This is a genomic window from Sporosarcina sp. USHLN248 (genome assembly GCF_037144575.1).
Taxonomy (GTDB): Bacteria; Bacillota; Bacilli; order Bacillales_A; family Planococcaceae; genus Sporosarcina; species Sporosarcina contaminans.
Genome location: NZ_JBBCZC010000036.1, coordinates 12,662 through 37,210, shown reverse-complemented (window position 1 = coordinate 37,210; position 24,549 = coordinate 12,662). Strand labels below are relative to the sequence as shown.

Sequence of the window (24,549 nt, the reverse complement as noted above, 5' to 3'; positions counted from 1 at the left end):
TCGTCCGAGAGCCTGAAGTGGACGCGTGAGCTGGTGTTTGCAGCTGGACAAAGAAAAGCGGAAGGTGGCGTCCAGCCGCGACCGGCGCTGGAGGATGAGAAACTAAAGGCGCTTTTTGCCTTTATATCTCATTCGTAGCGACCCGAGCGGTTGCCACCTGCAGCTGAACAAGAAAAGCGGAAAACACCGTTAAGCTCAACCGGCCACTGGAAGGCCCGAGAAGAAATGCACGCATTTCGTCCGAGAGCCTGAAGTGGACGCGTGAGCTGGTGTTTGCAGCTGGACAAAGAAAAGCGGAAGGTGGCGTCCAGCCGCGACCGGCGCTGGAGGATGAGAAACTAAAGGCGCTTTTTGCCTTTATATCTCATTCGTAGCGACCCGAGCGGTTGCCACCTGCAGCTGAACAAGAAAAGCGGAAAACACCGTTAAGCTCAACCGGCCACTGGAAGGCCCGAGAAGAAATGCACGCATTTCGTCCGAGAGCCTGAAGTGGACGCGTGAGCTGGTGTTTGCAGCTGGACAAACAAAAGCATAGGACAGCATATAGCTATGACAGTCACTAAAAGGTTCGATAAGAATGCGTTACACTATTGGTGTTCTGAAAAGCGGTTGCCCTATCAAGAAGCGAAATACATTTCCTTTGAGAGGAGGTGAATGGTGTGAACAAAACAGAATTGATCAACTCAGTTGCCGAAGCGGCAGGACTGACTAAAAAAGATGCTACTAAAGCGGTTGAAGCTGTATTCGATACAATCCAATCGACACTTGCAAAAGGTGATAAAGTACAACTGATCGGATTCGGTAACTTCGAAGTTCGCGAGCGTGCAGCACGTAAAGGCCGCAACCCGCAATCTGGAGAAGAAATCGAAATTGCTGCAAGTAAAGTACCTGCATTCAAAGCAGGTAAAGCGCTTAAAGATGCTGTTAAGTAATCTTTGAGTTTACATAGGAGTTCGTTCGTCGATTAACGGATCGGCTGAACGGGCTCCTTTTCTTTCTTATGTTGGCAGCATAATTTTCCTCAAAGTGAGGCGAACTGTACGGAACGAAAGGATTATGCTACTATTTTTGGAGGAAAGATTAGTTTGGGTGGAGGAGGATGTCATTATGACAGAGATGGATCTTGGCAAAATAGAAAAAGCCGTTACAATGATCCTTGAAGCAATCGGGGAAGACCCGGATCGGGAAGGTTTGCTTGAAACGCCGAAACGTGTTGCTAAAATGTATGCAGAAGCATTTGAAGGTTTGAATAAAGATCCAAAAGAGTATTTCGAAACAGTTTTCCATGAAAATCATGATGAAGTCGTATTGGTGAAGGACATACCATTCCACTCAATGTGTGAGCACCATTTAGTGCCGTTTTTTGGGCATGCACATATTGCTTATATACCACGCAATGGTGTTGTTGCCGGTTTAAGCAAGTTAGCACGTGCGGTCGAAACGACAGCAAGGCGCCCTCAGTTGCAGGAACGGATTACATCGACTGTTGCAAATGCAATGATGGACATGCTCAACCCAATCGGTGTATATGTCATTATCGAAGCTGAGCATATGTGCATGACGATGCGCGGCATTAAAAAGCCGGGCGCTAAAACTGTTACGACAGTGGCACGGGGCATCTATGAACATGATGATGTGAAAAGAGCAGAAATTCTGTCTCTTATAAAGTCGGTTTGAGGCTTTGCCGACAGCTTCAACTCTATGATATGATGGATTGTATATGAATGACAGGAGTGGTTTACATGACTCAACCTGATTATATTATTATAAAAGCGCTGGAAGACGGTGTGAATGTCATCGGTTTGACACGAGGGAATGATACAAAATTCCATCACACAGAGAAATTGGATCGAGGAGAAGTCATGATCGCCCAATTTACTGAGCATACCTCTGCCATGAAAATTCGTGGTAAAGCGGAAATTCACTCCTCACACGGTGTCGTTTCCAGTGAAGGAAAAGAATGATTTGTGAAAAGATGCTTTCTCTTAGCTCTTTGATTGGAGATCCGAAGATGGACAGACAAACGATAAATCGAACGATACAAAACTATATACAGTACGTCGAAAATGCCATTCGGGAACCGATTGTGGAAAAAGCGCTTGGAAAGGCATCGATCGACGAGGTAAAAGCATTTTTCATGCTTTTACCACATTTAAACGGGGAAACATATTCGAAGCAAATCGAAGTATCTGCTGTTGCTGTCGGGGCAGTGCACGCCGCTTTCGCTGTCCATGATAAGATCAATTTAACGAATGCTACTTCGCAGGAACAGCAGCTGATGGTACTCTCGGGAGATCATTATAGCGGTATACATTATCGGTTGCTTTCTTCTCTGCCGGATTTTGCGTTCATTCGTTCAATGTCGGAAACAATTGGACATATTAACGAAACGAAAACGAATATGATGAGATTCCCTATTACAGATAATAATGAACTTCTTAATATCGTTACGACTATAGAAGCGGCATGCGTAGCAGTTTTTTATCGCACATATGGTTTTGAACAGTATCGAAAAATAGCGGAAACTGCTTTGTCGCTGCATTGTTTTAATAAAAAATTGAGCGTGGAACCGTATGCAAAGCTCGATTGCAATGAAAACAATAATCATATAGGACAACTTGAGCAAATTGCTTCAACGTTGGCGGAAACTTTGCGATCTGAAATGGAAAAGGCTGACTTTCTTCAACCTTTCCTTAAGCGCGAAATCCAAAGCTTGACTGCACCTTTATTAGGCAAGCTGATATGAAGAAAAGAGGGATTGCTTTTGGCGACACCAAAAGAACAAAAAGTCCATCATGTATTTGAAAAAATAGCTGTTGACTATGATAAGATGAATTCGGTCATCAGTTTTAACCAACATAAAAAATGGCGCAATGATATCATGTTGCGAATGGATGTCAAGGAAGGTTCAAAGGCATTGGATGTTTGTTGCGGAACTGCTGATTGGACAATTGCACTTGCAGAGTCGGTCGGTACTCGAGGTAGCGTAATTGGACTCGATTTTAGTGAAGGGATGCTTGCTTCAGCAAAACCAAAGGTAGAAAGCTATCCAATGATTGAACTGATCCAAGGGAATGCCATGGAATTGCCTTTTCCTGATAACTCCTTTGATTATGTGACAATCGGTTTCGGCTTGCGAAATGTACCGGATTATGCAACTGTGTTGAAAGAAATGCACCGAGTGTTAAAACCGGGTGGTATGGCGGCGTGCTTGGAAACTTCTCAAACTGAGATTCCGGTTTATCGACAGCTATTCCGTTTTTATTTTAAATATATCATGCCGTTATTCGGTAAAATCTTTGCGAAGAGCTATAAAGAATATTCGTGGCTACAAGAATCCGCAGACGATTTTCCGGGTGTCAAGCAGCTGTCTCAAATGTTTGTAGACGCTGGATTCAGTGAAGTTTCCTATAAGAAATATAGCGGCGGCGCAGCAGCCGGACATATAGCATTCAAATAAAATGTAAGCAGGGGAAGGTAATTGTCTTGGAGAAATTGAAGTTAATGTCACTTTACGCAGACTTCCGTAAGGATCTTGCATTTATCGAAAGGGAACTTGAACAATCCGTTGACTCCTCTTCCCCGATCATTCGGCAAGCCTCTCTCCTTTTGCTGCGGGCAGGAGGGAAAAGGATTCGGCCGATCTTTGTCATACTATCCTCTAAATTCGGTGACTATTCGATGGAGAAAGTAGCGAAAGTCGCCGTTTCGCTTGAATTGATTCATATGGCTTCCTTAGTCCATGATGACGTAATTGATGACTCCGATAAACGACGGGGGTTTAAAACTGTCAAAGCGAAATGGGATAATCGTATCGCTATGTATACCGGAGATTATATCTTTTCACGGGCCCTAATGTCGATTGGTGAAATCGAGATACGTGAAGTTCATCAATTATTGGCCGAGACGATGTTAGAAATTTGTAAAGGGGAAATCATTCAAATTGATTTTCAAAAGAAAGTGGATCAAACTTTCCGTGATTATTTGCGACGCATAAAAAGGAAAACAGCCCTTTTGCTTTCTTCAAGCTGTGAATTGGGTGCATTAGTATCCAATGCTTCTCCTGACGTTGTACGTAAATTACAAAGGTTTGGATACTTTGCAGGAATGGCTTTCCAAATTGTCGATGATATTTTGGACATTACATCTACAGATGAAAAATTGGGCAAGCCAGCAGGCAGTGACTTGTTGAATGGCCATTTGACACTTCCGACTTTATACATAAAGGATGAAAAGGAATTCCAACCATTCTTGCAACGGTCCTTTGACGGTACTTTGACGGAAGAGGAACGTGCTGAAATGATCAAGTATATCCGAAAATCGGGCGCTATTGAAAGAGCTCAGCGTGTAAGCGACCTCTACTTGAAAAAGGCAATCGATGAATTGGAAAGTTTGCCGGAAGGGGAAGCGAAGTCTGCCTTGTTGAAAATCGCGGAATTCTTAGGGAAAAGAAAGTATTGACAGGCCGGATCATAGTTGAAAGATCGAGGCTTAGGTGGTACGATCAGTAAGGAGAAAATTCCATACATACAATTGAAGGAGTGTTTATAGAAATGGAAAGAACATTTTTAATGGTCAAGCCTGATGGCGTACAAAGAAACTTGATCGGTGAAATCGTAAGCCGTTTTGAAAGCAAAGGATTTACACTTGTTGGCGGTAAATTAATGCAAATTTCTCAAGAACTTGCTGAACAGCATTATGGTGAGCATAAAGAGCGTCCTTTCTTCGGAGAACTGGTTGAATTCATCACTTCTGGACCTGTTTTTGCGATGGTTTGGGAAGGTGAGAATGTCATCTCTACTGCACGTCTAATGATGGGTGCAACGAATCCTAAAGAATCAGCTCCAGGAACAATCCGTGGTGACTTCGCTGTTACTGTGGGCAAAAACATCATCCACGGGTCTGACTCTCCAGAATCAGCCGTTCGTGAAATTGGCTTGTTCTTTAAAGAAGAAGAACTTATCAGCTATGATAAATTGATGAACAACTGGATTAACTAATTTCATCCTATTTGTTCAAAGTGATCACGTACTATAGTGGCGTAATGAATGTTCTTTCAAGAAGAACTTTTAGCGGCTATTTTGTCCGTTCATTTGAACATGCACTTAAACAGCCAAGCGGTTATTTCCGCACGGCTGTTTTTATCTTTCTCCAGCAAAATATTTAATACCTACCTTGATGTCCGTATATTGAATGCATACAAGCTAGAGCGGCACCCCTCCTATACCGGTAAGTAGTAGGTATAATGATCCATTCTCTTTTGCGATCTTGTGGCTTTGACATGCGATATTTTGAACAAAAAAGAACAATAATTGCGCTTTGACATAATTATTTATACATCCTTACCGTTTATTCGTTATAATAGGTAAAAATGTTTATCTACCTATAACAAATACTTTTCTTTATTTCATAAGAGACTGTAAAAAAAGAAAAATTGCTTCGCTGTACAGCCGGTGTCTTTACTACGGATGGAAGTTGAGGGAAAGGTTAAGAAAGCTTTTGATCTGACCCTAAACGCCATTCTTCGCTTTAAAGACTGCAATACTGGTGAATGTATATTAATAAAGCCTCAGGCGGATGTTAAAGTCTTTGTAGGAGTTTACGAAGAAGCTGTACGTACAGGACGTTTATGGATGCCTTGATACGGAAAGGGTCTTTGGTTGAGATTTGGCTACATATATGCGGAGGCAATTGATTTGGAGGAATGGAGATTGTCGGATTACGCTGAATTCATTAATAAAATAAAAACAAAAACAGGAATTGATCTGTCGTTATATAAGGAAGCGCAGATGAAAAGAAGACTTACTTCCCTTTATGAGAAGAGAGGGTACCGAAATTTTACGGAATATTACCAAGCCATACATACAAGTAAAGAGTTGTTAGATGAATTCCTCGATCGGATGACGATCAATGTTTCAGAGTTTTATCGGAATGGGCAGCGCTGGGATGTGTTGGACAAAAAAATATTCCCGATGCTTTTATCGAAAAACAAGAGACTGAAAATTTGGAGCGCGGCTTGTTCGACTGGAGAAGAGCCGTATTCTCTTGCAATGGTGCTATCTTCGCATATACCAGTGAGGGATATTTCCATTTTAGCGACCGATTTGGATGCTGGCGTATTGGAAAGGGCCAAGGTCGGTCTTTACGCAGATCGATCATTGAAAGAAGTACCGAAGCCGGTTTTATCCCGTTATTTTGTAAATGAAGGGCATCATTATCAAGTGACGGATGAAATTAAACGGACTGTGGAATTCAAGCAGCACAATTTATTGAATGATCCATATGGTTCAGGTTTTGATTTAATCGTTTGCCGAAATGTCATGATTTATTTTACAGAAGAGGCAAAAGACCAAATTTATATGAATTTTTCAAAGGCATTAAAACCCGGCGGCATTTTATTCGTCGGCAGCACCGAACAAATTTTCAACCCTTCCAAATATGGATTTGAATCGGAAGAAACATTCTTTTATAAGAAAATTTGATAGAAAGGAACGAATAGTTGTTTTTTTCTTTAGAAACTATGGTCAAATTCGCTTCATTTTGGTAAAGTGCTATGAAACGGATGTAAACAATCCTTTTATAAAGAGACAGAGGAGGAAATGAAATGAGGTTTTTTACAGCCGGCGAATCGCATGGCCCTCAACTTACAGCAATTATAGAAGGCTTGCCTGCTCAAATGCCGTTGACAGCGGAAATGATCAATAAAGAATTAAAGAGACGGCAAGGCGGCCATGGAAGAGGCCGCCGCATGCAAATTGAGAAGGACCAAGTCATGATTACGTCTGGTGTCAGGCATGGCAAAACGATCGGATCGCCAGTAACATTAACTGTTGTGAACGATGATTGGAAGCATTGGACGAAAATAATGGGAATTGAGCCATTGCCAGAAGATGTGAACCCTGAAGATATTAAGAGGCGAATCTCCAGGCCGCGGCCAGGGCATGCCGATTTAGTTGGTGGCATGAAATATGGTCACCGGGACTTAAGAAATGTATTGGAACGATCCTCTGCTCGTGAAACGACAATGCGTGTTGCAGTAGGTGCTGTTGCCAAACAATTTTTACGTTTTTTAGGGATCCATACAGTTTCTCATGTAACGGAAATTGGTGGTGTGACAACAGACCAGAAAAGTTACGCTGGAAAATCAGTAGATGAAATACGAACGATCGTAGAAAGTGATCCGGTTTATTGCGCAGATCCGGAAGCTTCAAAAAAAATGGTGAAAGCTATAGACGATATAAAAGAACGCGGCGATACACTTGGTGGAGTTGTGGAAGTGATCGTTGAAGGTTGCCCTCCTGGTATTGGCAGCTATGTGCAATTTGACCGTAAATTAGATGGGAAGCTATCGGGCGCAATGATGAGTATCAATGCGTTCAAAGGTGTGGAATTCGGTTTAGGGTTTGAAATGGCAAAGCGTCCAGGGAGTGAAGTGCATGATGAAATTGCCTACTCTGAAGATCAAGGATATTATCGTAAAACAAATCGTTTAGGCGGTCTCGAAGGTGGTATGACGACGGGCATGCCAATCGTCATCCGGGGAGTCATGAAGCCGATTCCCACGCTCTATAAACCGCTTGAAAGCGTTGATATTGAAACAAAAGAACCATTCGTTGCAACAATTGAGCGTTCGGATCCATGCGCAGTCCCAGCAGCTTCTGTAGTGGCAGAGCACGTTATTGCAACAGAAATTGCGAAAGCGATTATGGATGAATTCCGTTCTGATACGATGGAAGGATTAAAAGAAGAGATGGACCGTTACCGACAATATGTGAGGGAGTTTTGACATGGGAAAGCGGACTGTTCAAATTAAAGGGCATTCATATGATGTTCATATTGACCGCAATGTGTATGATTTGTTTTCAAGCGATTATTACTCCCTAATTACAAATGCGGATCATGTCGGCATCATAGCGGACGAACATGTCGCATCCCTTCATTTGGCTTTACTAAAAGAAGCTCTTAATTCATGCGGTGTACAACCGGTTATCAAGTTAGTCCCCGCTGGCGAGCAATGTAAAACGTTGTCTGTATATGGCGAGTGCCATTCCTTTTTTTTAAAAGAAGGTTTTACTCGGAATTCCATATTAATTGCATTTGGAGGCGGCGCAGTAGGCGACTTGACAGGATTTGTCGCAGCAACTTTCATGCGTGGAATTCGATTCATTCAATGTCCGACGACGATTCTGTCGCATGACAGTGCGGTTGGGGGAAAGACAGCGATTAATATGCCCGAAGGAAAAAATATGGTTGGTTCTTTTCATCAACCTTCCGCTGTTTTATTTGAAACAGCTTTATTCGAAACGTTACCCCCTCGAGAAGTGAGATCTGGCATGACTGAGCTCATCAAACATGCGTTTATCTCAGACGCTGCATGGTCAGAAGAACTGCTTTCAAATGACCGATTTTCTTCTCCATCGATTGATTGGCTTTCAAGTGAATTATTAAAAGGGATACAAGTGAAGGCGGATATTGTTGCTGAAGATGAATATGAATATGGTAAACGCAAATTTTTAAATTTCGGTCATACATTTGGGCATGCAGTTGAAGCGGTTTGCGGTTTTGGAGGCCTTAGTCATGGAGAATCGGTCATGATTGGCATGGCCTATAGCCTTCTATTAAGCGAAAATTTTAGTGAAATTAATTCTTCAATTACAAATCGCTTTATTCGTTTTTCATTGTCAAATGGGTATTCATTTGCCCCAGTACGATCATTCAAATTCGAAGACTTTTTACAATATATGAAAAAAGATAAGAAAGCTTCATTTGGCCAGTTAAACTTTGTATTACTTAAAAATTTTGGCCATCCATTTGTCCAGGCAGTTACAGAAGAGGAATGCGAAAATGCATTCTATGAACTACAAAAGAGAGTCGAAATGGAGGAGTGACTATGACGGTACGTGGAGTCAGAGGAGCAACGACAGTAGAGCTGGACGAAGCGCAAATTGTACATGATGCGACTGAAGCTTTAGTAATCGAAATGGCAAATGCGAATAAAGTGGCACCAGAGGATATTGTCTCAGTCATTATATCGACAACAACAGATATCGCTTCAGCTTTTCCTGCAAAGGCGGTTAGGTCGATTAAAGGGTGGAAATATGTCCCTGTCATGTGTACCCATGAAATGAATGTGATAGATGCTATGCCTTTTTGTATCAGAATATTGATGCATATTAATACTGATGCCACGCAAAAGGAAATCCAACATATCTATCAAAAGGATGCCGTGAAATTACGTCCAGATCTACAAAAATAAACGATTCATTTTGGCCGGAGGGGATACATATGAAATGGAAACAAGTTTTACGGGAAATGAAGCCATACAAACCCGGAAGATCAATTGAAGAAGTGATGGAAACTTACAATTTGACAGAAGTTGTTAAATTGGCATCAAATGAAAATCCATACGGCTGTGCAAAATCTGTAAAAGAGTTTTTAAACAGTTCTACGTTGCGCTTTGAGATTTATCCCGACGGAAATGGGGGAACACTTCGCAAAAAACTTTCTGAAAAATATGGCGTGGATGAAGAGGCGATCTTGTTTGGCAATGGTTCAGACGAAACGATTTCCATTATCTCACGCGCTTTATTGGACAAAGGTTCACATGCCATTATGGCAACGCCTACTTTTCCACAATATGCACATAATGCGAAAATCGAAGGTGCAGCCATTAGCGAAATTCCTTTAGTTGATGGTCAACATGATTTGCCGGCTTTCCTTGAAGAGATTACAGATCAGACTGCTGTTATCTTTGTTTGTAATCCAAACAATCCGACCGGCAACTTGATCCCTAAAAAGAATCTGATTTCGTTTATAGAGAAAGTGCCGGAGCATATACTTATCGTTTTGGATGAAGCTTATATCGAATTTGTGACAGAGCCTGATTATGTTGATTCTATTAGCTTATTGAAACGATTCCCTAACATTCTCATCATGCGGACTTTTTCCAAAGCTTATGGGTTGGCGTCCTTCAGAATTGGCTATGCGATTGGCTCACCTTCTGTAATAGAACCGTTAAATAAAGTCAGAAACCCATTCAACAACAACTCATTGGCGATCACTGTTGCGGAAAAAGCGCTTGAAGACGAAGCTTTCATTGACTCATGCCGTCTTCTGAACGCTGAACAAAGAGAACGGTTTAAACAGTATGCAGCACAAAACAGCTTGAATTTGTTTGATTCGCAAACGAATTTTGTTTTGATTGAAGTTCCTATAGATGCAGATGAAGCCTCTGAGTTTCTATTGGAAAAAGGTTTTATCGTTCGGAGTGGAAATGCGTTAGGCACTCCACATCATGTAAGAATAACGATTGGAACAGAGGAGCAAAATAATCGTCTCTTTTCAGCTTTCGATCAATTATTGATGGAAAAGGGTAGAAAATGATGAAGCAGATTGCAATAATTGGATTGGGGCTGATTGGTGGTTCCTTAGGCCTTGCTTTGCGCCGGGGAGGATCGCCCATTCATCTAATCGGTTTCGACCGGTCTTATGCGACGGTTGACGAAGCATACCGACGTGGAATTATCGATGAAGTGGCTCCATCCGCAAAGGCCGCTTGTGAAAAGGCGGATTATATATTTTTTGCAACACCAGTCAATACGACCGTTTCCATATTAAAGGAATCGGTCGATTGGAATTTTAAGGACGATGTAATTATATCTGACACCGGCAGTACGAAAAAGCCGATTATGGAAGCCGCTCAAGCAATTATTGATAAAGGCATTACATTCATTGGTGGCCATCCTATGGCAGGCTCCCACAAGAGTGGGGTTGCCGCAGCTAAAGCGCATTTATTTGAGAATGCTTACTACATTTTGACTCCTGCCGCAGACAGCTATAAGGAACAAGTAGAGCAATTAAGAACGTTATTAGCCCCTTCAAAAGGGAAAGTAGTTGTATTGGAAGCTGAAGAACATGACAGGATGACTGCTATTATTAGTCATTTTCCACATATTATCGCTTCAGCGCTCGTTGAACGACTATCCGCACAAGAAGATGAACAGCCATTTGTCAGAAACTTGGCGGCTGGTGGATTTAGGGATTTAACGAGAATCGCTTCTGCAGATCCAACTATGTGGAGAGATATTACAATTCAAAACAGAACCGAATTATTGGCACAGATAGATGGCTGGTTAGATGAAATGCAAAATGTTCGGAATATGCTACTTGAAAATGATCCGGAGCAGATTTATACCTTTTTTGAACGTGCCAAGAACAGCCGCGATGCGCTTCCGTCCACATTTGAGGGGGCAGTGCAAGGTGCGCTATATATGACATTTGATTTGCATATTGATATTCCGGATCACCCGGGAGTGATTTCTGAAGTTACGAAAATTTTAGCTGATGAGCAAATCAGTTTAACAAATATCCGTATTGTTGAAACGAGAACAGATGTATACGGCATTTTGGTCATCAGTTTCCAAAATGCTGATGACCGCAAAAAAGCGAGAGTTGCTCTTTCGAAAGCAACTGACTATAGCATGCATATCATTTGATAGGGAGGATTCTCACATGGTTGGATCACGAACGGTCGAATTCCGTAAACCAGTTTTAAAAGGCGAATGCAAAGTATTGGGAGACAAGTCCATCTCTCACCGTGCAATCATGTTAGGATCGATTGCGAAAGGTAGAACGGAAGTTACCGGTTTCTTATCTGGCGAAGATTGCCTTCGGACAATTGAAATCTTTAAGCAATTAGGTGTCTATATTAAAAGGGAAGGAGAACATGTTTGGATTGACAGTCCTGGCATGAAAAATTGGACAGCACCTGCTGATACTTTGTATGCTGGAAACTCAGGAACGACAGCTAGGCTCATGTTAGGCATTCTTGCCTCCTCGAACGTGAAATCCGTTTTGACCGGAGATGCTTCTTTATCAAAACGACCAATGAAGAGAGTGACAGGTCCATTGCAAAAAATGGGGGCACTCATTCACGGTGATGACTTTTTGCCACTGACGATTACGGGTAGTAAGCTAACGGCAATTGATTATGAGTTACCCGTAGCAAGCGCTCAAGTTAAGTCAGCAATCCTTTTCGCGGGATTGAACGCTGAAGGAATGACAACTGTTAAAGAGATCGATGTTACGAGAGATCATACGGAGCGTATGTTGGCGCAGTTTGGTGCAAATGTGCTACGCTCGGATAAGACTGTGAGCATAGAAGGTGGACAAACACTCCAAGGAAGTAAAGTCGTCGTTCCAGGGGATATTTCTTCCGCGGCATTTTTCATGGTTGCTGCTGCAATGTTAGAAGGTAGCTCAGTCGATTTTATCAATGTCGGATTAAATCCTACTCGTACCGGAATTATTGACGTTTTAAAAGCGATGGGCGCAAAAGTTGTAGTAACGGATCGAAATGGTGATGATGGCGAACCATTTGGCAATGTAAATGTAACGGCGGATTCATTGCGTGGCATTGAAATCGGTGGGGAGTTAATTCCAAAACTGATTGATGAAATTCCGATCATCGCTCTTTTATCTACACAAGCGAAAGGGAAGACAGTCATTAAGGACGCGGCGGAACTGCGTGTTAAAGAGACGGATAGGATAACGGCGGTAACGGAAGAATTAAAAAAAATGGGCGCTGACATTGAAGCGACGGAAGATGGCATGATTATTCATGGACCAACCGTTTTAAAAGGTGCATCCCTATCTTCCTATGGAGACCATCGAATTGGGATGATGGCAGCTATTGCGGCCTATGTAGCTGATGGGCCAGTGCATATCGAAGATCCAGATTGCATTGCCATATCGTATCCTAATTTCTTTGAACACCTCTACCAACTATCTGCCGTGGAAGAATAATTTTCCTAATGTATACTACATGAAGGAACAGGTGAAAATATGATGCAGTTACATGATTTTGAAAAATCGGTTTTGGATGGTGATATTGAAGCGATTCATGCATTCATCGATCGTGCAGAGCAAGCAGAGGAATATGATTTTTTATATGACGCTGCGACTGTTTTGATTGACTATGGTTTTATCGGTCAAGCCGATCATATTTATGAAGGTTTGCTTAAATTAATGCCTAATGAAGCGCAATTGAAAATTGACAGGGCTGGCACTTTGTTGGAGTTAGGCGAGGAAGATGAGGCATTATTGCTTTTAACAGACATTTCGCCTGATGATGAGGAATATGTGCAGGCGCTTATGGCATTGGCTGATTATTATCAAATGATTGGTATGGCGGAGGCTGCAATGCAAAAAGTGAAGGAAGCCCTTTCGCTATCTCCTTATGAGCCGATTATCCGATTTGCTTATGCCGAGTTGCTATTAGACGCAGGGAGATACTTAGAAGCAGCTACCGGCTATAAAGAACTTCATGATGAAGGGCATAATGAAATTGCTGGAACGAATATCCTTCATCGACTTGCAGAAACATATAGCGCCGGCGCGGCATATGAAGAGGCGCTCCCTTATTATGAGGCGTTGCTGAAAAAAGAAGTATCGCCAGACGCCCTTTTCGGGGCTGCGTTCGCTTATTATCAAAGCGGGCATCTGGAGCGAGCAATCGGATTACTTGATCAGTTGGCGGAAATAGATCCTGACTATTTTTCTGCCTATATGTTGGCGGGGCAAGTTCAAGCGCAGCTTGGAAATGATCAGAAAGCATATGAGTGGTTTCTATCAGGCATTAAAAGGGATGAATTCGATAAGGAGCTCCGTTTGTCTGCAGCTAAATCCGCTTTGAAGTTAGGAATGCCAAACGAAGCAGAGATGCATTTGAAGGAATCTTTGGCGCTCGACCCTGAATACTTGGAAGCACTCATTACACTCGCATCATTGTACAATGAAAGGGAGCAAGATGAAGAATTGCTTCAACTATTGGAAGATGTCGATGCTGACCAATTCGACATTCCGTTAATCGATGCCTTTAAAGCATATGCTTTGGAACGTCAGGAACAATTTGACGATGCATACGTATCTTATAGTAAGGCATATGCTAAGATGACAGATGATCCGTCATTCTTGGATCGCTACATCCGATTTTTATTGGAAGAAGGAAAACGTCAGGAAGCTATCGAAGTAATTAATGAATTATTGAAGCATGGAGAGCATGAAGAATGGACCGTTTTTCTTGAAATGTTGAATGATGAGGAGGTGTGATATGACTGCCGTGATTCCTGTCGCTGCCAAAAAGGATTTTGTACGGTGGTTTTTAAAGCGCTACAAATTAAAGCGCCGGGAATGTGTCTGGATATTGAACTATCTTCTTAGCCATGAACAACTTCTCAAAAATGTCCACTTTACGGATGAAGCTCATTATTGCCCGCGTGCTATGGTGATTTCAACAACGAATTCCGAAAGCATCCCTTTCCGATTTTATAAAGGGAACTTGATGACAGCGGATGCGGAAAAGTCTTTTCATGATTTACGTCTTCATCCGGACGAAAAGATGTTTATTCAATTAAATTTCCCGAACAGCCATGCGTGCCCGGAATATGCAATGGTACGGGAAGAGAATCCTTATTTGCCTGATGAGCTCCAAGTAAGTGCGAGCGATCGAAAAATCGCTGAACGCCTTTTGGAGGAAAGTGTCGTTTCGATGTCACTTGAAATGTTGATGAAACGGGTAGATGAAGCGCTCGATGCAAATGACAGAGAGAGGTTTCTCATCCTATCATCTATGTTGAACGATATGAAAACGACGAAAGAATCGTGACTCCATCGAATAGGTGGAGTCATTTGCATGAGTATTCGGGGGAGAGTGGTTAGATATGAATTGGACAGGCAAGGATATGGATACATACTTGCAACAGAAAGAATATATCGATACGTTAGTGGTTCCGCTTGTAAAAGTGGAGACGAAATCGGATAATATGAAAACAGGTGCATCATCGACAGAATTCATCATGCATTTGACGTCAATGATTGAAATGCAATTTAAAGGTCGTATGATGTTTGCACCGCCATTTGCCTATACACCATTAACAGATCTAAAAACGATGGCTTCTACAACGTTGCAGGCATTTGGTGAAACGCCGTTCAAGCACGTGTTCTTCATAACAACGGATTCGGAGTGGATGTCAATCGAGGTTCCTGGACAAGTTGTTTGGATGCCATCGATACCTCTTGAGAGCATGGATGTGCAATTGCGACAATCCATTTTAGAAGATCAACTGCGACAAATACTGCCTACATTTACGGAAAAATGGTCAGGAAATTAACGTAATGCTGTTCTATTCATCGATAAATAGGAAAAGAAATAAAGATTTCTAATAAAATTCATCAATTGTTCACAATCTCCATTATCGATGGAAAGCATGATTGAATTTAGATTAATATTGATATATCATAGATATGTCCTAGAATTACAATTAGCAATAGTATGTCCGTTGGACTGATTTTGGAGTAAGAGGAGGGAAACTGATGAGCAGCAAAGTGTCAAGACGCCAATTCCTAAGCTACTCACTAATGGGTGTCGGTGGATTTATGGCTTCAGCGATGTTGATGCCAATGGTCCGCTTTGCGGTCGATCCGGTATTGCAACCGAAAGGTGAAGGGGATTTCATTGCAACTCCGCAAAAAGTGGATGAGTTGACAGAAGTTCCAGTCCGTGTTGACTTTACTATTAAGGATCGGAAAGATGCATGGTATAAATCCGATGTATCGAACACTGCTTGGGTCTATAAAGAAGGCGATAAGGTCATCGCACTTTCTCCTGTCTGTAAGCATCTTGGATGCACGGTGAACTGGGAAGGGGATAAACATAAGAATGAATTCTTCTGCCCTTGCCACGCTGGACGTTATGAGAAAAACGGTAAAAACGTAGCAGGAACTCCACCATTGGGACCACTTGATGAGTATTTGGTCGAAATCGTGGATGGCTTCGTCTATCTTGGAAAAACGGTTCCAAACACATTAGTTTAATATGTAAGGGGGTACGACCGAAGTGCTAAATAAAATTTATGATTGGGTTGACGAACGGTTGGATATCACCCCAATTTGGCGTGATATCGCTGACCACGAAGTACCTGAGCACGTAAACCCTGCACATCATTTTTCTGCATTCATTTATTGTTTCGGAGGTTTGACGTTTTTCGTAACGGTCATCCAGATTCTATCGGGCATGTTCCTTACAATGTATTATACCCCGGATATTGAAAATGCATGGAAATCCGTTTACTATCTTCAAAATGAAGTAGCATTCGGAGAAATTGTGCGTGGGATGCACCACTGGGGAGCATCGCTTGTTATCGTTATGATGTTCCTACATACTTTGCGTGTATTCTTTACAGGCTCATATAAGAAACCTCGTGAACTAAACTGGGTTGTCGGAGTATTGATCTTCGTTACAATGCTTGGTCTTGGATTCACAGGCTACTTGTTACCATGGGATATGAAAGCGTTGTTCGCAACAAAAGTAGGGATCGAAATTGCTGCGTCAGTGCCATTTATCGGTGAGCAAATTAAGATTTTGCTTGCTGGAGACTCCACTATCCTTGGTGCTCAAACATTAACACGATTCTTCGCGATTCATGTATTCTTCCTACCAGCTGCTTTGCTTGGGTTGCTTGCAGCACACTTTATCATGATCAGAAGACAAGGTATTTCCGGACCGCTATAAGATCCACATGAAAGTGGATGTTCGACTGTCTGAAATTATAATAAGGAGGGGACAAAATGCATCGCGGAAAAGGTATGAAATTTGTCGGTGACTCGCGCATCAAAGCTGAAGGCAAGATGCCAAACGTCCCGAAAGATTACTCGGAATATCCAGGTAAGACGGAAGCTTTCTGGCCGAACTTCCTCTTGAAAGAGTGGATGATCGGTGCTGTTTTCCTAATTGGATATTTAATTATTACAGTTGCCCATCCGTCGCCGCTTGAAAGACAAGCTGACCCGACAGATACAACATACATACCGGTTCCTGACTGGTATTTCCTTTTCATGTATCAATTGCTGAAGTATGAATTCGCATCCGGACCATACAACGTCATCGGTGCAATCGTAATCCCTGGGCTTGCGATTGGTGCATTGATGCTTGTACCATTCATGGATACATCAAAAGAGCGCCGTCCATTCAAACGACCTCTTCCAACAGGCTTCATGCTACTTGCGTTTGCTGCAATTTTCTACTTGACATGGGAATCCGTTGTGAACCATGACTGGGAAGCAGCGAAAGCTCAAGGGGCAATCGTTGAAGAAGCACAGTTTGATGAGAATTCTGAAGGTTATCAGATTTATGCTGGATCATCTTGTATTAACTGTCACGGAGATGCCTTCCAAGGTGGTTTAGGAGATCCTTTAGTGGATACTGGTCTTTCAGCTGAAGAAATTAAAGATATTGCCCACAATGGTATTGGCGACATGCCTCCAGGGCAATGGACAGGGTCGGATGAAGAGCTTGAAGTCTTAGCAGAATTCATTGCTAACTTGAAATCAGGAGAATAAGAAGATCCATATGCCATTTTAGGCAAAATAATTCATTTAACAGACGGAGAAAAAACAACTTGTTTTTCTCCGTCTTTATTTCTATTAAGATGTGTTACATAGCTACACACTTCGATAAGAACATTTTTCAGCAGGAGATTAATGAATGATAAGCGTAGTCTGAATAAAGTGTAAAGACATTTCCGAAGATATTAGTAGAACCTTATTTACGTGTGAAGGGAGTTGGCCTGTATTTCATTCGTTCATCGCATTTGGCTTATGCTTACGCATAAATCCTTTCTTTGGATATTGCTGTTTATAAACATCATTGGAACCGTTTACGGCTATGACTGGTATATGTGGCAGCTAAAAAGTACAGAACCGATTTTTTGGATTTTCGTTCCAGACAGTCCAACTGCAAGTTTGTTTTTTTGTATCGCTTTAATTGGCTGGCTCATACATAAAAATTTCAAATTAGTGGAAGCACTTGCGCTTATCACATTAGTGAAATATGGACTTTGGGCAGTTGTCATGAATTTGCTTACATTGGCGGAAACTGGTGATATCGGTTGGCAAGGCTGGATGTTAATCGGTTCGCATTTGGCTATGGCTATACAGGCCATTTTATACATTCCAATGTATCGCTTTGAATTTAAACACATCGTGATAGCGGCAATTTGGACTCTTCATAATGACGTCATCGATTATGTGTTTGGACAAATGCCTATTTACTATGATTTGATGAAGCACATGAATGTAATTGGCTACTTTACATTTTGGCTCTCCATTATTTGTATAAGTATAGCGTACTATGTTTGGAAAAAGAGGAAACAATCTTTAAATGCTTAGACGTAAAAGTTGCGGTAAAACCGCGTCCAATATAAAATAGTACTATAGAGAAAGGGGAGGAAACGAAGATGTTTCTGATTTATTTGGGCATCATCATTTTGCTGCCGCTTTATGCTCAGTTTAAAGTGAAGAGTACGTATAACAAATATTCAAAAGTCCGTTCCACATCTGGAATGACTGGAGCAGAGGTTGCACGTATGATTTTGGACCAAAATGGCTTGCATGATGTGAAAGTTGTTGAGAGCCAAGGTTTTCTAAGTGACCATTACAATCCAATTACAAAAATCGTTGCACTGTCTCCACAAAATTATCATGAAGCTTCCGTAGCTGGAACGGCAATAGCAGCGCATGAAGTAGGACATGCGATTCAAGACAAAGAAGCATACTCCTTCTTGCGTTTTCGCCATAGGTTAGCACCTGTCGCTAATATTACGTCAAATGCATCTTGGATCTTCATCATGATTGGACTAATCTTCTCCAGTATGAACTCCCTCTTAGGGATTGGAATCGCTTTAATGGCTGTAGGAGTTCTTTTCCAAATCGTTACGCTTCCTGTTGAATTCAATGCTTCAAGCAGAGCAATGAATCAAATTGTTCAGTTGGGCATTATTAGAAATGAAGAGGAACCGCATGCGAAAAAAGTTTTAAGCGCGGCTGCCATGACATATGTAGCGGCTACTGCCGTTGCAGTTCTTGAATTGCTTCGCCTTATCCTTATTTTCACAAACAGAGACTAAAACAGAAAAACCGTCCTTATTTTATAGTGCAATAAGGACGGTTTTTTATTTATTTTTCTAAAGGCTGCTTTTGTTCATCGAGTGTAAAACCTTCACCTAATACATCATGTACTTCACTTACCGATACAAATGCATGTGGGTCAATAGAGGTAATAATACTTTTCAGTCTCATTAATTCATTTTTTCCGATGACACAGTATAGTATTTCTCGGTCTGATTTTGTAAAATGACCATAGCCTTTAAAAACAGTTACGCCACGCTCCATTTCTGCAGCGATTTTTGTAGCAATTGCATCCTGATGTTCCGAGATGATAAAAGCGCCTCTAGCGGCGTACGCACCTTCTTGGACAAAATCGATCACTTTAGCGCCTACGAATAGTGCAACGAGCGTATACATGACGGAACGATGGTCTAAATAGACAATCCAAGAAAGTAGGATGACGATCGCATCGAACATGAACATCGTTTTCCCCATGCTCCATCCTATGTATTTATGGGCTAAACGTGCGATAATATCTACACCGCCAGTTGTGCCTCCGTACCGGAAAATGATGCCAAGTCCGATTCCAATAAATATTCCGGCGAAAAGCGCGACAAGAAACATGTCTCCTTCCAAATGGATATCATATTGATATTTCATAAATACTTTTAAAAAGACCGAAACTGAAACTGTTCCAATAATTGTATAGATAAAAACTTTTCTTCCTAATAGTTTCCAACCAATTAAGAACATCGGGATGTTTAAAAGAAGGTTCATAATGGCGGGATCCCAGTTGAATGCAAATAGCAATATAAGTGTAATTCCGGTGAAGCCGCCTTCGGCAAGTTCATGTTGAATGTTAAAATGAACTAATCCGAAACTAAAAATGGCTGCACCTAATACGATGAAAAAAATGTTTTTAATTTTAATTCCTTTTAGCAAAACATAACCACCTTTCTACAGACAACATGTCTATTATCTTTGATTCTTCAATTTTTGACAACTGATTCGTGAATGTTACGATAGCAAATGGAGGATGATGAAACAAATGGAATCGCTTAAAACAATAAAAGATTTACAAGACGAGGTACATTCGTACATATCAAGTTTTGAGGAAGGGTATTTTCCTCCGATGGAATTGTTGGCAAGGCTCACGGAGGAGTTAGGTGAGCTTTCGAGAGAAGTACAACATGTATATGGAATGAAAAAGAAGAAAAAAACAGAAGCAGTACGATCGCTTGAAGAAGAAACAGGGGATTTGCTTTTCGTTTTGATTTGTTTTGCAAATGCAGAAGGTATCGATTTGCAAAAAGCCTTGGCATCTGTAATGAGCAAGTTCAACAAAAGGGATGCAGACCGATGGACGAAAAAGGGGGATGGAAAAAATGATTAAAGTAGCGATTGCTGGAGCTCGGGGACGAATGGGCACAACGGCTATTCAGGCAATTGAAGAGGCTAAAGATGCACAAGTCGTTGCTGCGTTAGACTATAAATATGATGGAAAGTATTTACATAACTCAATAATTATCGATGAAGAGATGGGCATTCCGATTTATACGTCTTTATCGAAATTGGCGGAGGAATGTGCCCCGGATGTTCTGCTTGATGTGACTGATCCGGATGCTGTCTTTCAAAATGTGAAAGAGGCATTACTATTAGGGATACATCCAGTAGTAGGTACATCAGGTTTGACAGAAGACGAAGTAAAGGATATTGAAGGTTTGGTCAATGAATTAAAAGTTGGCGGATTGATTGCGCCAAACTTCTCGATTGGCGCTGTTTTAATGATGAAATTCGCTCAGCAAGCTGCACGTTATTTAGGCGATGTAGAAATTATTGAAATGCACCATGATCGGAAGTTGGATGCACCTTCGGGAACAGCTGTCAAAACGGCAGATATGATTAAGCAAGTGCGACCATCGCATATTCAAGGACACCCTGAAGAACAAGAGCATTTAAATGGCGCTCGTGGTGCTGATGTAGAAGGCATGAAAATTCATAGCGTCCGTCTTCCGGGATTATTGGCGCATCAGCAAGTGCTATTAGGTGGGGAAGGGGAATTACTGACGCTTCGTCATGACTCATTCGACAGGAAAAGTTTTATGCCTGGCATAATGATGGCAATCCGGGATGTTGTCGGCAGAACGGATCTTATTTATGGTCTCGAAAAGTTACTATAGTCATTGACTAATTATTATAAAGAATTCTTTATAGTGAATGATTAAAGAGGCATAATTGATTGAATGGCGAAAGAGGTGTTGTCATGAAAAAATTAAAAGTCGGTGTCATATGTTATCCGACGTTGGGCGGATCAGGTGTAGTCGCTACGGAGTTAGGAAAAAAGATGGCAGAAAAAGGACATGAGGTGCATTTTATTACATCGAGTAAACCTTTTCGTTTAGATGTCCATCCGAATGTCCATTTTCATGAGGTGAAAATTGATGGCTATGCAGTATTTAAGTATCCGCCATACGACATTGCGTTAGCAAACCGGATTGCTCAAGTAATCGAGCAAGAGCATTTGGACTTGCTTCACGTGCATTACGCAGTTCCTCATGCCATTTCCGCAGCGTTAGCAAAAGATATGGCTAATTCAGATATCGGCGTCATTACGACACTACACGGGACAGATGTTACGATATTGGGACATGACCTTACATTGAGAAACACTGTGCGGTATGGCATAAATAAATCAGACATAACGACAGCTGTCTCAGAATCGCTTCGTCAAGAAACATTGTCTTTAATTAAACCGAATAAGGAAATTTTGACGATCTATAATTTTATTGATGAAGAAAAATACCACCCTGTCGATCCAAAGACTTTAAAAAGTGATTTAGGGATCGGAAAAGAAGAAAAAGTCATCATTCATATTTCTAATTTTAGAAGCGTTAAAAGAATTGGCGACATAATCAATAGCTTTAAAATTATTAGAGAGCGTTGCAGTTCAAAATTACTGTTAGTCGGAACAGGCCCAGAACTAATAGGTTTACATGAGATGGTGAAAAATGAAGGACTGCAAGAAGATATTATATTCACTGGAAAGCGTGATGACTTGCCGGAGTTATTAGCAATCAGTGATGTGCTGTTTCTTTTATCTGAAAAAGAGGCATTTGGACTTGTTTTGTTAGAAGGATTTTCATGCGGAGTACCGGCAATCGGCACGAATATCGGCGGAATTCCTGAGGTGATTGAAGATGGGAAGAACGGCTATCTTGTCGAAATAGGAGATGTGCAATTAGCTGCAGAGCGAGCATTGCTTTTGCTCGAAAATGAGCATTTACATGGGGAGTTTAGGCAAAATGCGTTCCATACTGCCTTTAAAAAATTTAATTCGGATTCGATTGTTCAGCAATATGAACGTTTGTATTATGAATTGGCAGGTGGCAAAGGTCGATGAGTTTCGGTACGGCTGCAAGTCGGGAAGTTGTAAGGCAATTAATGGATGCAGGCTATGAAGCAGTTTTTGTCGGCGGCTCCGTGAGAGATCATCTTTTAGGGAAAGAGGCATCGGATATTGATATCGCAACTTCCGCAATGCCTACTGAAGTGAAAGAGGTTTTTTCGCATACATTCGATGTTGGCATTCAGCATGGAACTGTACTCGTCATGATGTATGGAGAACCGATCGAAGTAACGACCTACCGAACGGAAGGTACATATGCGGATCATCGAAGGCCGGATGAAGTCCATTTTGTCCGTTCTTTGGAAGAAGATCTGAAACGCAGGGATTTTACGATGAATGCTTTAGCATTGACTTTGGACGGTTTATGGATCGATCCGTTCGGTGGCCAAGAGGATATTAAGAAAAGGCTAATTCGAGCTGTAGGCAATGCTGACGATCGTTTTCAAGAAGACGCTTTGCGCATCATCCGAGCAGTGCGATTTGCCTCTACTTTAGGGTTCGCAATAGAAAGAGATACAGCGAATGCATTAAAAAATAATGCTCCACTAATCGGTCATATATCCGTAGAGCGCATTAAGACTGAAATGGACAAACTGTTCATTGGGAAGTATGTAGAAAGAGCATTGACCATTTTGGTAGAAAGCAATCTGCATCGCGAGCTGCCATTATTTCCACAGGAAATAGGGATGCTGTCTGCATGTGCTCCTTTTTCTTCTCCATTGCATGGATGGGCTGCCTTCATGATCGTAGGCAAATTCAATCCGCAGGACCTGTTTAAAGCTTATAAGTTATCGAATCAGGACAAGCAGTTTCTCACTGCAGTATCAGAAGCGTTTCAGGAGAGGCTGGCTGGAAAGTTTGGAACTGATCAACTGTATAAATATACTGAAAGCGTGTTACAAATAACGGAAAGAATTTTCCATGCATTATATCCTAATAAAGAATATATGACGATTGAAGAGTTGCGTGAAATGAAAGGTAAATTGCCGATCCAGTCTAAAGAGGATTTGTGTATAAACGGAAAAGATTTAATGGAATGGACTGGACAACGTGGTGGAAAATGGCTCGGAGAATGGCTCTATAGAGCTGAACGGGCAGTATTATATGGACAGTGCATCAATACAAGTAAGCATTTAAAGGAATGGTTTCTAAGTGAATTCAAACGTCAAGCATGAGCTTTTAAAAAGGCTGTTCGAAGCAAACGGGGCCCCTATATCCGGCCAGGAATTCGCGGATGAATACGGCTTATCAAGAACGGCGATTTGGAAGTATATAAAAGAGTTTGAAGAAGAAGGTTATGAAATTGCTTCAATTCGAAAAAAAGGGTATGTATTGCTTTCCTCACCTGACCGAATTAATGCTGCCAATATTCAACAGCATTTAAAAACGGATCACTATGGCAAGATCATTCATTATTATGAAAGCTGTCCATCGACACAGCTCATTGCCCATGATGCTGCGCAAACAAATGCAGACGACGGCACACTTTTTGTTGCTGAAGAGCAGACAGCAGGAAAGGGAAGAATGTCAAGGCCATGGAATTCAGCGGCGCAAAAAGGCATTTGGATGAGCATCGTTATTCGGCCGTCACTTATGCCACATCAAGCGCCCCAGATGACTTTAGTAGCTGCCGTTGCAATTGTTCGAGCCATTGAAGAATTGACAGGGATTGAACCAACGATAAAGTGGCCGAATGATATAATGATTTCAGGGAAAAAAATGACCGGTATCTTAACTGAATTGCAAGCGGATCCCGATCGAGTAAAAGCGATCATCTTAGGTATTGGAATGAATGTTAATCAGACTGAAGAAGATTTCCCTATCGAATTAAAGTCGATTGCAACATCGCTTCGTTTGGAAGGAGGTCAAGTAGTAGATCGCTCCAGATTGATCGCAGAAATTTTATACTACCTTGAACTATATACGACAATGTATGAAAAGCATGGTTTCAGTCCTATTAAGTTATTATGGGAAAGCTATGCAAATATTGAAGGGAAACGGATCCGTGCCGTCATGCTCAATGAAACAATTGAAGGGTCGGCAATTGGTATTTCAGATGATGGGCTTTTGGAGCTAAAATTGGATGACGGGTCTGTTCGAGCGATCTTCTCGGCAGATATCGAAATTAAAAAATAATCAGTATACAACTTTATGAAGATTTGGTATAGTAAAACCGATGGGCAGTATCACATTGAACTGCA

Annotated in this window: 28 protein-coding genes; 27 read left to right on the top strand and 1 reads right to left on the bottom strand. The window is 41.5% G+C overall.

What is annotated here, in order from left to right; translation table 11 throughout:
- Positions 1–659 precede the first annotated feature (659 nt).
- The 22 genes from WFH04_RS14000 to WFH04_RS13895 all read left to right on the top strand — a co-directional run bounded on the left by WFH04_RS14000 (position 660) and on the right by WFH04_RS13895 (position 18,962).
- Positions 660–932 carry an HU family DNA-binding protein gene (locus tag WFH04_RS14000; RefSeq protein ID WP_147059822.1) on the top strand — a complete coding sequence of 91 codons (273 nt, stop codon included), beginning with the start codon at positions 660–662 and terminating at the stop codon, positions 930–932.
- A gap of 175 nt (positions 933–1,107) precedes the next feature.
- Entirely contained in the window at positions 1,108–1,677 is a 570-nt protein-coding gene (gene folE / locus WFH04_RS13995; protein WP_336824677.1) for a GTP cyclohydrolase I FolE, read from the top strand.
- A 65-nt stretch (positions 1,678–1,742) separates the two neighbouring features.
- Positions 1,743–1,964, top strand: a complete 222-nt coding sequence (gene mtrB, locus WFH04_RS13990; protein ID WP_336824676.1) for a trp RNA-binding attenuation protein MtrB — start codon at positions 1,743–1,745, stop codon at positions 1,962–1,964.
- A gap of 47 nt (positions 1,965–2,011) precedes the next feature.
- Positions 2,012–2,746: a heptaprenyl diphosphate synthase component 1 gene (locus tag WFH04_RS13985; protein WP_336824675.1), complete on the top strand. Its 735-nt coding sequence runs from the start codon at positions 2,012–2,014 to the stop codon at positions 2,744–2,746.
- An 18-nt stretch (positions 2,747–2,764) separates the two neighbouring features.
- On the top strand, positions 2,765–3,460 hold the full coding sequence (locus tag WFH04_RS13980; RefSeq protein WP_336824674.1) for a demethylmenaquinone methyltransferase: 696 nt from the start codon (positions 2,765–2,767) through the stop codon (positions 3,458–3,460).
- Positions 3,461–3,486: 26 nt separating this feature from the next.
- Entirely contained in the window at positions 3,487–4,461 is a 975-nt protein-coding gene (locus WFH04_RS13975) for a polyprenyl synthetase family protein (RefSeq protein WP_336824673.1), read from the top strand.
- A 92-nt stretch (positions 4,462–4,553) separates the two neighbouring features.
- On the top strand, positions 4,554–5,000 hold the full coding sequence (ndk, locus tag WFH04_RS13970; protein WP_336824672.1) for a nucleoside-diphosphate kinase: 447 nt from the start codon (positions 4,554–4,556) through the stop codon (positions 4,998–5,000).
- Positions 5,001–5,711: 711 nt separating this feature from the next.
- The gene (locus WFH04_RS13965; RefSeq protein WP_336824679.1) at positions 5,712–6,482 is read left to right on the top strand and encodes a CheR family methyltransferase; all 771 of its coding nucleotides are present in this window, start codon (positions 5,712–5,714) and stop codon (positions 6,480–6,482) included.
- Positions 6,483–6,604: 122 nt separating this feature from the next.
- A complete protein-coding gene (aroC, locus tag WFH04_RS13960) occupies positions 6,605–7,786 on the top strand; it encodes a chorismate synthase (protein WP_336824671.1) in 1,182 nt (393 codons plus the stop codon).
- A gap of 1 nt (position 7,787) precedes the next feature.
- Positions 7,788–8,888, top strand: coding sequence for a 3-dehydroquinate synthase (gene aroB, locus WFH04_RS13955; RefSeq protein WP_336824670.1), 1,101 nt, complete (start codon positions 7,788–7,790; stop codon positions 8,886–8,888).
- A gap of 2 nt (positions 8,889–8,890) precedes the next feature.
- A complete protein-coding gene (gene aroH / locus WFH04_RS13950; protein WP_336824669.1) occupies positions 8,891–9,256 on the top strand; it encodes a chorismate mutase in 366 nt (121 codons plus the stop codon).
- Between the two features lie 29 nt (positions 9,257–9,285).
- Positions 9,286–10,383 carry a histidinol-phosphate transaminase gene (gene hisC, locus WFH04_RS13945; RefSeq protein ID WP_336824668.1) on the top strand — a complete coding sequence of 366 codons (1,098 nt, stop codon included), beginning with the start codon at positions 9,286–9,288 and terminating at the stop codon, positions 10,381–10,383.
- Positions 10,380–11,495, top strand: a complete 1,116-nt coding sequence (locus tag WFH04_RS13940) for a prephenate dehydrogenase (RefSeq protein WP_336824667.1) — start codon at positions 10,380–10,382, stop codon at positions 11,493–11,495. The genes hisC and WFH04_RS13940 overlap by 4 nt, the downstream gene beginning before the upstream one ends.
- A gap of 16 nt (positions 11,496–11,511) precedes the next feature.
- Complete coding sequence (aroA, locus tag WFH04_RS13935) at positions 11,512–12,804, top strand: 3-phosphoshikimate 1-carboxyvinyltransferase (protein WP_336824666.1); 1,293 nt, start codon at positions 11,512–11,514, stop codon at positions 12,802–12,804.
- A gap of 42 nt (positions 12,805–12,846) precedes the next feature.
- Positions 12,847–14,109, top strand: a complete 1,263-nt coding sequence (locus WFH04_RS13930; RefSeq protein WP_336824665.1) for a tetratricopeptide repeat protein — start codon at positions 12,847–12,849, stop codon at positions 14,107–14,109.
- A gap of 1 nt (position 14,110) precedes the next feature.
- Positions 14,111–14,665: a ReoY family proteolytic degradation factor gene (locus tag WFH04_RS13925; RefSeq protein WP_336824664.1), complete on the top strand. Its 555-nt coding sequence runs from the start codon at positions 14,111–14,113 to the stop codon at positions 14,663–14,665.
- A gap of 55 nt (positions 14,666–14,720) precedes the next feature.
- Positions 14,721–15,170 (top strand): DUF2487 family protein, encoded by a 450-nt coding sequence (locus WFH04_RS13920; RefSeq protein WP_336824663.1) that lies wholly within the window; start codon positions 14,721–14,723, stop codon positions 15,168–15,170.
- Positions 15,171–15,369: 199 nt separating this feature from the next.
- Positions 15,370–15,873 (top strand): QcrA and Rieske domain-containing protein, encoded by a 504-nt coding sequence (locus tag WFH04_RS13915; RefSeq protein ID WP_336824678.1) that lies wholly within the window; start codon positions 15,370–15,372, stop codon positions 15,871–15,873.
- Between the two features lie 22 nt (positions 15,874–15,895).
- Positions 15,896–16,570, top strand: a complete 675-nt coding sequence (gene qcrB, locus WFH04_RS13910) for a menaquinol-cytochrome c reductase cytochrome b subunit (protein ID WP_147059784.1) — start codon at positions 15,896–15,898, stop codon at positions 16,568–16,570.
- Positions 16,571–16,626: 56 nt separating this feature from the next.
- Entirely contained in the window at positions 16,627–17,397 is a 771-nt protein-coding gene (locus WFH04_RS13905; protein WP_336824662.1) for a menaquinol-cytochrome c reductase cytochrome b/c subunit, read from the top strand.
- A 258-nt stretch (positions 17,398–17,655) separates the two neighbouring features.
- Entirely contained in the window at positions 17,656–18,225 is a 570-nt protein-coding gene (gene lhaT / locus WFH04_RS13900) for a lipoprotein heptaprenylglyceryl N-acetyltransferase LhaT (protein WP_336824661.1), read from the top strand.
- 68 nt (positions 18,226–18,293) lie between these two features.
- The gene (locus WFH04_RS13895) at positions 18,294–18,962 is read left to right on the top strand and encodes a zinc metallopeptidase (protein ID WP_336824660.1); all 669 of its coding nucleotides are present in this window, start codon (positions 18,294–18,296) and stop codon (positions 18,960–18,962) included.
- A gap of 49 nt (positions 18,963–19,011) precedes the next feature.
- Here the strand turns inward: WFH04_RS13895 and WFH04_RS13890 are convergent, their stop codons facing one another.
- A complete protein-coding gene (locus WFH04_RS13890) occupies positions 19,012–19,884 on the bottom strand; it encodes a YitT family protein (protein ID WP_336824659.1) in 873 nt (290 codons plus the stop codon).
- Between the two features lie 106 nt (positions 19,885–19,990).
- On the opposite strand from WFH04_RS13890, the gene WFH04_RS13885 reads away from it, so the two are divergent.
- From WFH04_RS13885 to WFH04_RS13865, 5 genes are all read left to right on the top strand, one after another.
- Entirely contained in the window at positions 19,991–20,335 is a 345-nt protein-coding gene (locus WFH04_RS13885) for a nucleotide pyrophosphohydrolase (RefSeq protein WP_336824658.1), read from the top strand.
- Entirely contained in the window at positions 20,328–21,122 is a 795-nt protein-coding gene (dapB, locus tag WFH04_RS13880; protein WP_381481931.1) for a 4-hydroxy-tetrahydrodipicolinate reductase, read from the top strand. Before WFH04_RS13885 ends, dapB begins: the two co-directional genes overlap by 8 nt.
- An 83-nt stretch (positions 21,123–21,205) precedes the next feature.
- Positions 21,206–22,342 carry an N-acetyl-alpha-D-glucosaminyl L-malate synthase BshA gene (gene bshA / locus WFH04_RS13875; protein ID WP_336824656.1) on the top strand — a complete coding sequence of 379 codons (1,137 nt, stop codon included), beginning with the start codon at positions 21,206–21,208 and terminating at the stop codon, positions 22,340–22,342.
- Positions 22,339–23,523 (top strand): CCA tRNA nucleotidyltransferase, encoded by a 1,185-nt coding sequence (locus WFH04_RS13870; protein ID WP_336824655.1) that lies wholly within the window; start codon positions 22,339–22,341, stop codon positions 23,521–23,523. Before bshA ends, WFH04_RS13870 begins: the two co-directional genes overlap by 4 nt.
- The gene (locus WFH04_RS13865) at positions 23,501–24,484 is read left to right on the top strand and encodes a biotin--[acetyl-CoA-carboxylase] ligase (protein WP_336824654.1); all 984 of its coding nucleotides are present in this window, start codon (positions 23,501–23,503) and stop codon (positions 24,482–24,484) included. Before WFH04_RS13870 ends, WFH04_RS13865 begins: the two co-directional genes overlap by 23 nt.
- The last annotated feature ends 65 nt before the right edge of the window (positions 24,485–24,549 follow it).

Excerpts from the sequence above, each read along its gene's own strand:
- WFH04_RS13925 (WP_336824664.1), top strand. The coding sequence starts at position 14,111 with ATGACTGCCGTGATTCCTGTCGCTGCCAAAAAGGATTTTGTACGGTGG.
- WFH04_RS13940 (WP_336824667.1), top strand. The coding sequence starts at position 10,380 with ATGATGAAGCAGATTGCAATAATTGGATTGGGGCTGATTGGTGGTTCC.
- folE (WP_336824677.1), top strand. The coding sequence starts at position 1,108 with ATGACAGAGATGGATCTTGGCAAAATAGAAAAAGCCGTTACAATGATC.
- aroH (WP_336824669.1), top strand. The coding sequence starts at position 8,891 with ATGACGGTACGTGGAGTCAGAGGAGCAACGACAGTAGAGCTGGACGAA.
- WFH04_RS13870 (WP_336824655.1), top strand. The coding sequence starts at position 22,339 with ATGAGTTTCGGTACGGCTGCAAGTCGGGAAGTTGTAAGGCAATTAATG.
- aroB (WP_336824670.1), top strand. The coding sequence starts at position 7,788 with ATGGGAAAGCGGACTGTTCAAATTAAAGGGCATTCATATGATGTTCAT.
- WFH04_RS13930 (WP_336824665.1), top strand. The coding sequence starts at position 12,847 with ATGCAGTTACATGATTTTGAAAAATCGGTTTTGGATGGTGATATTGAA.
- aroC (WP_336824671.1), top strand. The coding sequence starts at position 6,605 with ATGAGGTTTTTTACAGCCGGCGAATCGCATGGCCCTCAACTTACAGCA.
- WFH04_RS13885 (WP_336824658.1), top strand. The coding sequence starts at position 19,991 with ATGGAATCGCTTAAAACAATAAAAGATTTACAAGACGAGGTACATTCG.
- WFH04_RS13985 (WP_336824675.1), top strand. The coding sequence starts at position 2,012 with ATGGACAGACAAACGATAAATCGAACGATACAAAACTATATACAGTAC.
- WFH04_RS13920 (WP_336824663.1), top strand. The coding sequence starts at position 14,721 with ATGAATTGGACAGGCAAGGATATGGATACATACTTGCAACAGAAAGAA.
- mtrB (WP_336824676.1), top strand. The coding sequence starts at position 1,743 with ATGACTCAACCTGATTATATTATTATAAAAGCGCTGGAAGACGGTGTG.
- aroA (WP_336824666.1), top strand. The coding sequence starts at position 11,512 with ATGGTTGGATCACGAACGGTCGAATTCCGTAAACCAGTTTTAAAAGGC.
- bshA (WP_336824656.1), top strand. The coding sequence starts at position 21,206 with ATGAAAAAATTAAAAGTCGGTGTCATATGTTATCCGACGTTGGGCGGA.
- hisC (WP_336824668.1), top strand. The coding sequence starts at position 9,286 with ATGAAATGGAAACAAGTTTTACGGGAAATGAAGCCATACAAACCCGGA.
- dapB (WP_381481931.1), top strand. The coding sequence starts at position 20,328 with ATGATTAAAGTAGCGATTGCTGGAGCTCGGGGACGAATGGGCACAACG.
- WFH04_RS13905 (WP_336824662.1), top strand. The coding sequence starts at position 16,627 with ATGCATCGCGGAAAAGGTATGAAATTTGTCGGTGACTCGCGCATCAAA.
- ndk (WP_336824672.1), top strand. The coding sequence starts at position 4,554 with ATGGAAAGAACATTTTTAATGGTCAAGCCTGATGGCGTACAAAGAAAC.
- lhaT (WP_336824661.1), top strand. The coding sequence starts at position 17,656 with ATGCTTACGCATAAATCCTTTCTTTGGATATTGCTGTTTATAAACATC.
- WFH04_RS13895 (WP_336824660.1), top strand. The coding sequence starts at position 18,294 with ATGTTTCTGATTTATTTGGGCATCATCATTTTGCTGCCGCTTTATGCT.